The organism is Myxococcus vastator (genome assembly GCF_010894475.1).
GTDB lineage: Bacteria > Myxococcota > Myxococcia > Myxococcales > Myxococcaceae > Myxococcus > Myxococcus vastator.
Genome location: NZ_JAAIYB010000280.1, coordinates 1 through 11,147 on the forward strand (window position 1 = coordinate 1; position 11,147 = coordinate 11,147).

Here is an 11,147-nt window from a genome sequence, read left to right on the forward strand (position 1 = left end):
ACAGTGGAGGGTGCGCGTCTGCTTTTGTCGGGCCGCGACTTGATATGTCATGAGAGAATCATGAACAATCAAGACGCCCGGACAGGTGATGCGTGAAGGCCTGAACGGGTCGCAGACAAACACAACACCCCCGGAGGTACGCATGGACGACTCGAAGAAGGGTTCTCGTCGTACGATTCGCGCACTCGCCTCACCGGCTGCCCTGACGGTGCTCTTCGGAGCCTTCGCCAGCAACGCCGCGACCCTGAAGCCCGTGGTGAATGACACCATTGGCGTCAGCAACGTCAGCCTCCCGACCACCGAGGTCCAGCAGCAACAGCAGCAGCAGCAACAGCAGCAGGTCGTGAAGCCTGGCACCATGGCCAGCGGCAAGCCGGTGATGCTCCAGGCGCTCGTCGCGGACCTGGGCATCGCCTAGCTCCACCGAAGTCTGTTGTCAGCGCTGCCTTGCTGTTGGGAGGCAGCGCTCCTTCGGGGGCATTCAATTCAGGGGAGCGCTCCCGGCGCGCGATGACGCACAGCCTTGTCGGTTCAGCCCAGCACATGGAGGTTCTGGCTCATGGAAACGCCCTTGACGCAGCGGCCCGGTGACACCCCTCAGGAGGCCCGCGACGGCTCGCGGCCGGACCTCCACCTCGTCTTCCCTCCGCAGTGGTCTCCGCTCCAGCCCTTCCTGAGCACCCCGTCGCTCAAGGCCTACCTGGAGCAGAAGGGCCACCGCGTCCACCAGGACGACTGGAATGTCGTCTTCTACCGCTGGTTCATCGGCCGGGAGCGCCTGCCCCTGGCGCGGGCGCGGCTGGAGCGCTTCATCGAGGCGCTGACGGATGAGCACCGCCTCTACCGCGCCCGGTGTCTGCAGGCGCTGGCGACGCTGGAGGAGTACGAGCAGCTCATCGTCCTGGTGGAGGGGCTGCGCACCGGCGATACCTACGGCACGGTGGAGCACTTCAAGGACAGCGTGGACGCGCTCAAGGCGTTGCTCGCGGCGTTCTCCGCGGCGGAGCCCGTCATCGAGGTGGGGACGACGTCGCTCCAGGACGGCGACGCCCTGGGCTCCATTCCGTCACTGCTCGCGTTCATCGACAACCGCAACGCCAACCCCTTCATCGCGTTCTTCGAGGAGCAGGTCGCGGGCGTCAAGCAGCTGCCTCGCTACTTCGGCGTGTCCATCATCGGCACCGAGCAGATTGTCGCGGGGCTCACGCTCTGCCGGGTGCTGAAGCAACGTCATCCGGACGTCCCGGTGCTGGTGGGGGGCAGCGTGTTCTCCCGCCTGGTGGAGAAGGAGCGCACGTGGGTCACCCAGCTGTTCGGCAGGTGCTTCGACTTCGTCTGCCGGTACGAGGGCGAGCGCCCGTTGGATCGCTTCCTGTCCGTGGAAGACCCACGGGGAGACCGCACGCCCAACTTCGCCTTCATGGAGGGGGAGAACCTGGTGCTGACGCCGCTGGGGGACTCACTGCCCATGAGCGAGGTCCCCACGCCTGATTTCGAGGGGCTGCCGCTGGACGAGTACCTGTCCCCCGAGATTGTCCTGCCGCTGTTGACGACGCGCGGCTGCTACTGGGGGAAGTGCGCGTTCTGCTACCACGGCATGATTTACGGCGACCGCTACCGCATGCGCGCGCCCGAGATGATTGCCAGGGACCTGGAGGTGCTCAACGCGCGCCATGGCGTCCGGCACTTCGCCTTCAACGACGAAGCGCTGCCGCCCAAGCTCTTCCGCATGTTGCCGCCCGCCGTCCCCAAGGGGCGCTACTTCTTCACCGCGCTCTACAAGTTCGAGAAGTACTTCACGCGGGAGGACTTCCAGAACATGCACGACATCGGCTTCCGCTCGCTCTACATCGGGCTGGAGACGGCGTCCGAGCGCGTGCAGCGCCACATGCGCAAGAACAACACGCAGAAGGTGATGGTGGACAACCTCCAGTTCGCGCACGACGCGGGCATCTGGAGCCATACCTTCAACTTCTTCGGCTTCCCCACGGAGACGGAGGCGGAGGCGGAGGAGACCGTCCAGTTCCTGCTGGGGCATTCGGACATCCTGCACTCGGAGGGCACGGGGACCTTCGTCTTCGAGCACAACGCGCCCATCCACCTGTCGCCCGAGCAGTTCGGCGTGAAGGCCTTCAAGCCGCGCACGGACACCGTGCTGGACCTCTTCTACGAATACGAGCCCGCCACGGGGCTGGACGCGGCTGGCGCGCAAGCGGTGCTGGAGCGCTACAACCACCTCAAGCGCGAGCGGAAGGTCTACCAGCATGGGCACTGGGTGGACCGGGAGCACCTGCTGCTGCTGCTCAGCCGCTACGGGCGGGACGCGCTGAAGAAGTCCTTCGCCGAGGTGGAGGAGACGGCCCGGGACTACTCCGCGGCGGAGCTGCTGCGGGGTTATGAGTTCGACACGCCCGAGGGCAAGCGTCACTTCGTGGTGAACCGGCGGCTGCGCCGGGTGTGCATCACCAACGAGGACGCGGTGCGCATCGTCGGGTGGCTCCAGTTCGGCGCCAAGGTGGAGGACCTGCTCAACGCCTATCCCGCGCTGTCGGCCGCGCTGGACCCGGTGCCCGAGGACGTGGAGGAGCTGACGGCGCTGCGCGAAGCGTCCTGAAGCCAGCCGCCCGGGTCCCTCGCTCCTGGAGGCCCCGGGCGCGAGGGACGGTGCCCCGTCACCGCTGCTGGATGGCGATGATGGGGTCCACGCGGGAGGCGCGGCGCGCGGGCAGCCAGGTGGCCAGCAGCGTCACCCCGCCCAGCAACAGGGCGAACACGCCGAAGGTCAGCGGGTCCGTCCCGCTGACACCGTACAGCAGGCTCTCCATGTAGCGGGACAGTCCGAAGGCGGCGACGAGCCCCACGCCGATTCCCAGGCCCGCGAGCCGCATGCCCTGGTCCATGACCAGCCGCACCACCCGGCCCGGAGGCGCCCCGAGCGCCATGCGGATGCCAATCTCCTGGGTGCGCTGCGAGACGAGGTAGGAGATGACGCCGTAGAGGCCCGCGGTGGCCAGCACCAGCGCGATGAGCGCGAACGCGCCCAGGAGCGTGAGGCTCAGGCGCCGCCCCGCCACGGACTGCTGGATGATTTCCTCCATGGTCATGACGTTGTAGAGCGGCTGCTCGGAGTCCACGGCGCGCACCGCGCCGCGCAGCGTGGCCACCACGCCAGCGGGCGCCGCGCGTGTCTTGAGCACCAGCGTCACCGCCTGGAAGTACCAGAGCGTGGCGCGCGGATGGTTGTAGGGGAGGTGGACCTCGGGGAGGGGCTGCTGGTCCAGGCCCGCCTGCCGCACGTCTCCCACCACGCCGATGATTTCCACGGAGTGGCCCCCGAGGCGCAGGCGGCGTCCCACGGCCTCGCTCCCGGCGAAGTGCCGGCGGGCGAGGGCCTGGTTGACGATGACGACCTGCTCGTCCCTGCGGCCATCGTCCTCGGTGAAGTCGCGGCCGGCCAGCAGCGGAATCCCCAGCGACTTGAAGAGGTCCGGGCTGGTCGTCCTGAACTCCGCGAACAGCGTCTTGCCTGGCTCCGCCGGCAGCTCACCCTCCACGGCGTAGTCCCCGCTGGTCCACGCCGTCTGGATGGGGAGGAGGGAGATGAGCGCCGCGGACTCCACGCCCGGGAGCGTCCGGGCCTTCTCCAGGATGGGCTGGAAGAGGCGCTCGACGACCTCCTCGCGGGGGTACTGGTTCGCGGTGATGGGCAGGTGGGCGGTGAGGACGTGGCGCGGCTCCAGCCCGGGCTCGGTACCCAGCAGCTTCACGAAGCCGCGCAGCAGCAGGCCCGCTCCGACGAGCAGCACCAACGACAGGGCCACCTCCGTCACGACGAGCGCGCCGCGAAAGGCGTGGTGCGCGCGCGACGGCGACTGTCGGGGCCCCGGTTGCGAGAGGCTGGCGCTCAGCGGCGTGCGGGTCGCCTGGAGCGCCGGTGTCAGGCCGAAGGCGAGCGCGCTGCCCACGGACACCAGCAGGAGGAAGCCGAGGACCCGCCCGTTGAGGGGGAGGTCGCCCGTGAGTGGGAAGGACGCCCGGACCAGGTTGCCCATGGCGCTCACCCCCCAGGCACCCAGGAGCACGCCCAGGAGCGCGCCCAGCAGCGACAGCAGCAGGCTCTCCACCAGGAGCTGCCGCACGATGTGCCCCCGGCTCGCGCCGAGCGCGAAGCGGACGGCAATCTCCTGCTGGCGCGCGGCGGTCCGGGCGAGCAGCAGGTTGGCGACGTTGGCGCAGGCGATGAGCAGCACCAGCAGCACCGCGCCCTGCAAGAGCAGCAGCGTGGGCCGCACGTTGCCCGTCACCGTCTCCGACAAGGACACCGCCGTGGCGCTCCGCCCGGCTTGCTGCGCGGGGTGCGCTTCCTCCAGGCGGCGCGCCACCTCCTTGAGCTCCGCCGCCAGCGTCTGGGACGGGACACCCGGGCGCAGCCGCCCGAGGACACTCAGGAAATGTGAGCCCCGGTTGTCCACCCGGTCGGCGGAGGGGACGAAGGGGATGAAGACCTCCATCCGGGCCCCCGCGGGGAAGCCCACCGCCGTGGGCAGGATGCCCACCACGGTGTGGGGCTGTCCGTCCAGCGTCAGCGTGCGTCCGACGAGGCCCGGGTCGGCGCCGAAGCGGCGCTGCCAGAGTCCCTCGCCGATGACGACGACGGGCGCGGCCCCGGGCTGGTCATCTCCGGGCGCGAAGCCGGGGCCCAGCCTGGGCGGCGTGCCCAGGAGCTGGAAGAGGTTGGCGGTGGCCGCCACCACGTTCACCCGCTCCGGGCCCTCGGGCGTCATCAGGTTGCGGCCCTGGAACTCGTAGGCGGCCACGCCTTCCAGCGAAGGGAGCTGGGTGGACCAGTCCTGGTAATTGGGCCACGACACCGAGCCCAGCCACTTCGGGTCCCGGGCCGGCGTCGTCTCGAAGAGGCGAACGAGCTGTCCTGGTTCGTGGTAGGGCAGCGGGCGGAGCAGCACCGCGTCCACCACGCTGAAGATGGCCGCGTTGGCGCCAATCCCAAATGCCAGACACAGCACGGCCACCAGCGTGAAGAGCGGGTCCTTGCGGAGCAGTCGCGCCGCGAACTTGAAGTCGCTCGCGATGTCCCCCACTCCGTAGGCGATACGGGCCATGTCCACCTCGCACGGGTAAGCCTATCAAAAACAGCTCACCCAGCAATGGACTCGAGTCTGGCGGTGGTCAGTCGTTGGAGGGGACGAGTGTTCATCACCTGGGCGTGAAGCCCCCAGTCCCGCGCACGGGGTGTGGGGGCTTCACGGTGCGCGCTACCAGGGACCGATGCCCTTCTTTTCGTTGGGCGTCTCCGAGTAGGTGGACTTGAACGCCGAGGCGAGCGCGTTGATGCCGGAGCCGAAGGCCTCCACGCTGGCCTGCTTGTAGTTGCCCTTCTTGGCGCTGTCGAAGGCGTCCCGGCCAAAGTTCAAGGCCTCGCGCTGGTGGGCGTTGACCTCGCTGCGCGCCCCCGTCTCCACCTTCTTCACGTTGTCCAGGACGCTCGCCTGGGAGCGCGAAGAGATGCCGATGTTGCCCCGGTCCAGGATCTGGTTCACGCCGCCGACCGCGTGGGCGTAATCGCTCTGCTTGCCCTGCGTGGTCGCGTCAATCTGCTGCCGCATCGGATTCTGGAACGTGTGGTTCTGCTTGACCTTGAACATGGCGTTTCCCCCGTGGGCCTTCGCGGCCCCGCGATGTGATTCTTGAAATGATTGTCGGGGTATGTGGGCGAAGGTTTCCTGTATGCGCTTTTTCTCCCACAAAAGCGCTGGTTCGCGGTTCGCGCAGGGCGTTCCCGCGCGCTCACCGTGGCTGGGGTGGGTGTCTGGACTTCACGGGACATGTCCTGGGGAAGGTGCCCAGGGATTCGACTGCGTAGCCCTGCGGGTAGCTGCGGATGTTCGCGCGCGTCCGGGCGTAGGTGGGCTCCTTCTTGGGAGACAGCGCGTAGCGCACGAACCTGCCGCGCGCCTTGAGGGCCAGGCGGAACACCTTGCGGCTGAAGTTGGACGGGTGGGGGTATTGGAACGCGTCCAGCAGGGCGTCCTCCATCAGCGTGCGCGCGAACAGGGTGACCAGCCGCTTGGGTGCGAGGTTCGTCGGCGGGAAGGTGGTGAGCAGCTCCAGGGTGGCGTCCGCGACGGCCTTGCTGCGCGCGTCGAAGGCGAAGTGCGCGGCTTCGTAGCCGTCCATGAGCGAGCCGAAGGCCTCGTAGGTCTCCGGGATGTCCTGGATGCCCATGTGGCGGCCGACGGCGCGGTAGTAGTTCGTCCACGCCGTCACTTCATGCGGCGTGAGCGGCCGCCAGCCGAAGTCCGCAATCCAGCGCACGGGCATCACCACGAAGGTGGAGAGCACGTAGCGCATGTCATCGTTGGAGATGTCATAGGCGCCGTGCATCTGGTTCATGCGCCGCAAGGCGCTCCGGCCTTCCTGACTGGCCATGCCGTGCTCCAGGAGGGTGTCCAGGATGAGCACGGTGTCGTCGTAGCGCTTCTGGGTGCGCTGGGTGAACTCGCCCGTGTCATGCAGGAGGACGCCGATGCTGGGCACCGCGTAGGTGCGGAACAGCGCGAAGCTGAGCGCCTGTTCGACGTCCCAGGGAAACTCCCGGGTGGCGAGGATGCGGACGATGTCCTCGTGTTGGGTCTGCGCGTCCAGGCGGTCGGTGAGGTCGCGCAGCGCGAAGCGGTTCATTCATCGCTCCCTTGTGAAGGCCAACGCGGAGTCTAGCCCGGGCAGGGCCTGCCGCGCCCGCTGGCGCCGCGCCGGGTCCTTGCCCGCACGGTTGCTGACGCCTGCGACTGGGTTGGCACCTTTCCGGCGGCGTCCGTCGTCGGGCGCCGCACCAAGGAGCAGCGCGCATGAACCTGGACCCTTCCACGCAGAAGTTCGTCTCGGACCTGGCGGCCTCGAACAGCCCACCGCTGTACACCCTGACGCCAGAGCAGGCACGGGAAGTCCTCCTCAAGGCGCAGTCGATTCCGGTGTCCATGCCGGACGCGGACGTGGAGGAGCGCAAGCTGCCCGTGGGGCCCAGGGGCTCCGTCCGGACGCTGCTCTTCCGGCCGAAGGGGAGCAAGGAGCGCCTGCCGGTGCTGATATTCGTCCATGGCGCGGGCTGGGTGATGGGCGACTCCAGGACGCACGAGCGGCTGGTGCGGGAGCTGGTCAAGGGGGCGAATGTCGCCGCGGTGTTCGTGGACTATGGCCGCTCGCCGGAGAACAAGTTCCCCGTGGCCATTGAAGAGGCCTACGCCGCGACGAAGTACGTGGCGGAGCACCCGGACGAGTTCAACGTGGATGCCCGCCGCATGGCGCTGGTGGGGGACAGCGTCGGGGGGAACATGGCGACCGTGGTCAGCATGCTCGCGAAGGAGCGCGGGGGCCCTCCCATCCGCTTCCAGGCGCTCTTCTATCCCGTCACCGACGCCAACTTCGACAGCGGCTCCTACCAGGAGTTCGCGGAGGGGCCGTGGCTCACACGCAAGGCGATGAAGTGGTTCTGGGATGCCTACCTGCCGGAGGCCGGCAAGCGCGCGGACCCGCATGTGTCCCCGCTGCGGGCGTCGTTGGACCAGCTCAAGGGGCTGCCTCCCGCGCTGGTCATCACCGACGAGAACGACGTGCTGCGTGACGAGGGCGAGGCCTACGCGGCGAAGCTCTCCGAGGCGGGCGTCAACGTCACCCAGGTCCGCTTCCTGGGGACGCACCATGACTTCGTCATGCTCAACGCGCTGGCGCAGACGCCGGCGGCGCGGGGCGCCATCGAGCTGACCACCACCAAGCTGCGGGATTGGCTGCACGGGAGCTGAGCCGGCCGCGGCATTTGATTCGCTGGGGCCAGAGGTCGTGGCCCCAGCCGGGATGCGACGCCCCGGACGTCGCCTCAGCGCCAGTGCGCGGCGTGCTCCCGGGCGAAGGCCTCGAAGGTTCGGGGTTCGCGGCCCGTCACGCGCGACACGGTCTGCGTCACGCGGTCCTCCGCCCCGTCCCGTATCGTCTCCTCGAGTTGGGCGAGGAACCGGGCGTAGGGCGCCGGGATGCCCGAAGCCTCCATGTGGCGCTGCGCCTCGTCCGGACTCACCGACTGGTGCCGCACCGGTCGTCCCGTCACCTGGGCGAGGATGCCCGCGATGTCGTCGTAGCCCAGGGCCTGGGGCCCGGTGATGACGTGCGCGGTGTCATGGGCGCGCGCGTCGGTGAGTGCTCGCACGGCCACCTCCGCGATGTCCCGGGCGTCGACGAAGCCGACTCGGCCCTGCCCTGTCGCCGTCACCAGCCGCCCTTCGCGTTGGATGGAGGCGGCGTGATGGTGTCGTGGGGCGGCGAAGTTCTGCATGAACCAGGAGGGCTGGAGCACCGTCCATTCCGGCATGCGCTCGCGCAGCGCGTGGTGCACGGCCCCGAGCCCGGCGGCACCCTCGGGGATGGCCGACGCGCTGAGCAGGACCGCGCGCCGGACGCCCCGTTTCAGTGCGCGTTCAATGAAGGGCAGCATGAGGGGGGAGGGGTCGTCCACCAAGCCTGGGGCAATCAAATACATGCGGTCCACGCCCGCCAGCGCGGTGTCATGGCTGGCCTCGTCCGCCCAGTCGAAGCGGACCGGCTCGGCGGAGTTGTCTGTCATTTTCCCGCCGCGAGTCGCCGCGCGGACGGGCACGCCGAGCTCCGTGAGGCGGTGGACGATGCTCCGGCCCGTGTTGCCCGCGGCCCCGATGACGAGGACGCGGGAGGCGCTCTGCCGGTGGGCGTCCCGCAACGCGCCCGCGTCGTGAGCAGGTGAAGACGGATTCATGTCTTGCTCCAGGTTTGAGATGGACGAAGGGTGCGCCCGGCGCTATGGATTCTCAATGCCAGTGAGTCCATCTTTATTGCCCAAGCGTCCAGGGCCAGTGGACGGCCCGCCGGATGTCGTCTCGGAGGTGCTGGAGGCACTGCGCTTCTCCACGATTCTCTTCGGCCGCTTCGACCTGGGCGCGCCGTGGGCCCTGCGCCTGCCGAAGAAGGAGAACGCGACCTTCTACGTGCTGGTGCAGGGGACGATGCGGCTTGGGGTGGATGGCTTGGATTCACCGCTCCAGGTGTCCGCGGGTGACGTGGTGCTGGTGCCGAAGGGCTCGGCGCATGTGTTGGATGATGGCGCCCGGCGGGCGCTCGCGACCCGGGACTTCATTCCCAACGAGGCTTTGCGAGGCTCGGTGACGGCGCCGCACCGGCTGGGCGGCGCGGGGCCGGTCAGCACGCTCATCACGGGGTGCTTCCGGTTCAGCTCGGGCGTGCAGAGTCCGCTGCTCTCCACGCTTCCTCCGGCCCTCCACCTGTCCGCGCAGGACCCGCAGGTGGCCTCGTGGCTCTCCTCGACGGTGCGCCTCATCGACGCGGAGAGCGCCGCGCGGCGGCCGGGCAGCGCGCTGGTGCTGGGGCGGCTCGCGGATGTCCTGCTCGTCCAGGCGTTTCGCGCGCGTGTCACGAGCGGCGTCGCGCGAGGCGCGGGCTTGCAGGCCCTGGCGGACCCCACCATTGGCGCCGCGCTCGGGTTGATGCATGGCCGGCTCAGCGAGCCCTGGACGGTGGCGCGTCTGGCCTCCTCGGTGGGGGTGTCCCGCTCGGGCTTCGCGGCGCGCTTCCACCAGCTCGTCGGAGAGCCGCCACTGCAGTACCTCGCGCGGTGGCGCATGACGAAGGCCGCGCAGTGGCTGCGGGAGACGCATGACAGCCTCCCCGAGGTGGCCGAATGCGTGGGCTACGTCAGCGCTGTGGCGTTCAACAAGGCCTTCAAGCGCTGGCATGGCGTGGGGCCGGGTGGCTACCGGCGCACGCACGGCGCGGCCATCGCCGCTCGGAGGTGAGCCGGCTCCCTCTCAGGGCCGCAGCCGCAGGAGGAACCCATCCCGTGGGCGAGGGTAGGGCGTGCCTTCCGGGAGCGAGCGCGCCAATGCGCCCGCCGCCACCGCGTAACCGTTCGCATCCACCGCCACCGTGCGCGCCAGCGTGGGGCTTGGACTGGTGAAGCTGCGCACCCAGAGCGAAGCGCCGTCCTCCGGGTGGAGCCGGGCCACGTAGAGGCCCGCGGGCACGCCGCCGCCGCCCAAATCCAGCCCGCCATCATGCGAGCCCGCCAGGGTGAGCTGCCCGGCGTCATCCGTGGCCAGCGCGGTGGCGGTGGCGGCGAAGGAGCGCGCCCAGCGCTCCTTGCCATGGGCATCAAACACCGTCACGAACCCCTGGTAGCCGCTGGAGGCGTGCGGCTTCCCCTTGAAGTAGAAGCGTCCGGAGAAGTTGCCGCCCACGAAGACGCGGTCGGGGCCCACCGCCAGGGCATTGGCGGTGCCCTCGGTGCCCCGCAACTCCCGGCTCCAGGCGTGCGCGCCGTCCGAAGACAGCTTCAGCACGAAGGGCGTGCGCTGGCGCACCGTGACGAGCGCCGGCCCGCCAAAGCAGACGGAGCCCGCATAGGCCCCCGCGACGTGCACGCCGCCAAAGACATCCACCGCCACGGCCCGAGCCGTCACCAGGCCTTCGTCCCCCGAGGCCCAGGTGCGGCTCCAGCGCGTCTGGCCGCTGGCGTCCAGGCTCACCGCGAAGGCGGAGCGCTGGCCCCGGGGGGATTCCCTCACGCCGTCGCCGAAGTCGCGTTGGCCATGGAAGTCTCCCACCAGCACCACGCCGCCCGTGCCGTCCGGCGCGAGCGCATGGACGGTGAGCGCACCCGTGCCGTTGAAGCGCCGCACGCGCTCCAGCGCGCCCTGGGGCGACAGCCGGGCCAGGAAGGCCCCAGGCGGGATTTTCGCCGCGCCCAGCGCGAAGCCCGCGGAGACGCCGCCCAGCCACGCGTTGCCTTCGCCATCCACGGTGAGCCCGCCCATGTGCGCGCGCGCGGTGTCTGCCGCCGGTGTCAGCCCATGCGCCCAGCGCAGGGTGCCCTCCGGAGAGAAGCGCGCCACCAGCAGGTGTGGCGCTTTTGATACGTGGTTGAAGGGCAGGGGGCCTCCCCCAAGGTCCAGAGGCTCACGGTAGGTCGCCGCGACGAGAACGTCCCCGTCGGGAGCCACCACGGCATGTGGCGCTTCGCTGTCCCCCAGAACCAGCGGACGCGTCCACGCCAGGACCCCCTCGCCCTCACCTGCAGCCGACCCCGCCAC

General features: G+C 69.5%; 9 protein-coding genes. 4 read left to right on the forward strand and 5 right to left on the reverse strand.

Going from position 1 to position 11,147, the window contains the following annotated elements:
• The first annotated feature begins 142 nt into the window (after positions 1-142).
• Positions 143-418, forward strand: a complete 276-nt coding sequence (locus tag G4D87_RS24450; RefSeq protein ID WP_240358555.1) for a hypothetical protein — start codon at positions 143-145, stop codon at positions 416-418.
• A 141-nt stretch (positions 419-559) separates the two neighbouring features.
• Positions 560-2,614 (forward strand): B12-binding domain-containing radical SAM protein, encoded by a 2,055-nt coding sequence (locus G4D87_RS24455; protein ID WP_163784623.1) that lies wholly within the window; start codon positions 560-562, stop codon positions 2,612-2,614.
• 58 nt (positions 2,615-2,672) lie between these two features.
• Here the strand turns inward: G4D87_RS24455 and G4D87_RS24460 are convergent, their stop codons facing one another.
• The 3 genes from G4D87_RS24460 to G4D87_RS24470 form a co-directional block, all read right to left on the reverse strand.
• Entirely contained in the window at positions 2,673-5,120 is a 2,448-nt protein-coding gene (locus G4D87_RS24460; RefSeq protein WP_163784624.1) for an ABC transporter permease, read from the reverse strand.
• A 153-nt stretch (positions 5,121-5,273) separates the two neighbouring features.
• A complete protein-coding gene (locus G4D87_RS24465; RefSeq protein ID WP_163784625.1) occupies positions 5,274-5,663 on the reverse strand; it encodes a hypothetical protein in 390 nt (129 codons plus the stop codon).
• A gap of 142 nt (positions 5,664-5,805) precedes the next feature.
• Positions 5,806-6,699, reverse strand: a complete 894-nt coding sequence (locus tag G4D87_RS24470) for an oxygenase MpaB family protein (RefSeq protein WP_163784626.1) — start codon at positions 6,697-6,699, stop codon at positions 5,806-5,808.
• Between the two features lie 167 nt (positions 6,700-6,866).
• On the opposite strand from G4D87_RS24470, the gene G4D87_RS24475 reads away from it, so the two are divergent.
• On the forward strand, positions 6,867-7,817 hold the full coding sequence (locus G4D87_RS24475; RefSeq protein WP_163784627.1) for an alpha/beta hydrolase: 951 nt from the start codon (positions 6,867-6,869) through the stop codon (positions 7,815-7,817).
• A 74-nt stretch (positions 7,818-7,891) separates the two neighbouring features.
• Here G4D87_RS24475 and G4D87_RS24480 read toward each other — a convergent pair whose 3' ends face one another.
• Positions 7,892-8,800, reverse strand: a complete 909-nt coding sequence (locus tag G4D87_RS24480; RefSeq protein ID WP_163784628.1) for an NmrA family NAD(P)-binding protein — start codon at positions 8,798-8,800, stop codon at positions 7,892-7,894.
• Between the two features lie 76 nt (positions 8,801-8,876).
• Between G4D87_RS24480 and G4D87_RS24485 the strand changes: the two genes are divergently transcribed.
• Positions 8,877-9,854, forward strand: coding sequence for an AraC family transcriptional regulator (locus G4D87_RS24485; protein WP_240358556.1), 978 nt, complete (start codon positions 8,877-8,879; stop codon positions 9,852-9,854).
• 12 nt (positions 9,855-9,866) lie between these two features.
• On the opposite strand, the gene G4D87_RS24490 is transcribed toward G4D87_RS24485, so the two are convergent.
• The coding region (locus tag G4D87_RS24490) for an SMP-30/gluconolactonase/LRE family protein (RefSeq protein ID WP_240358557.1) at positions 9,867-11,147 on the reverse strand (1,281 nt) is incomplete at its 5' end.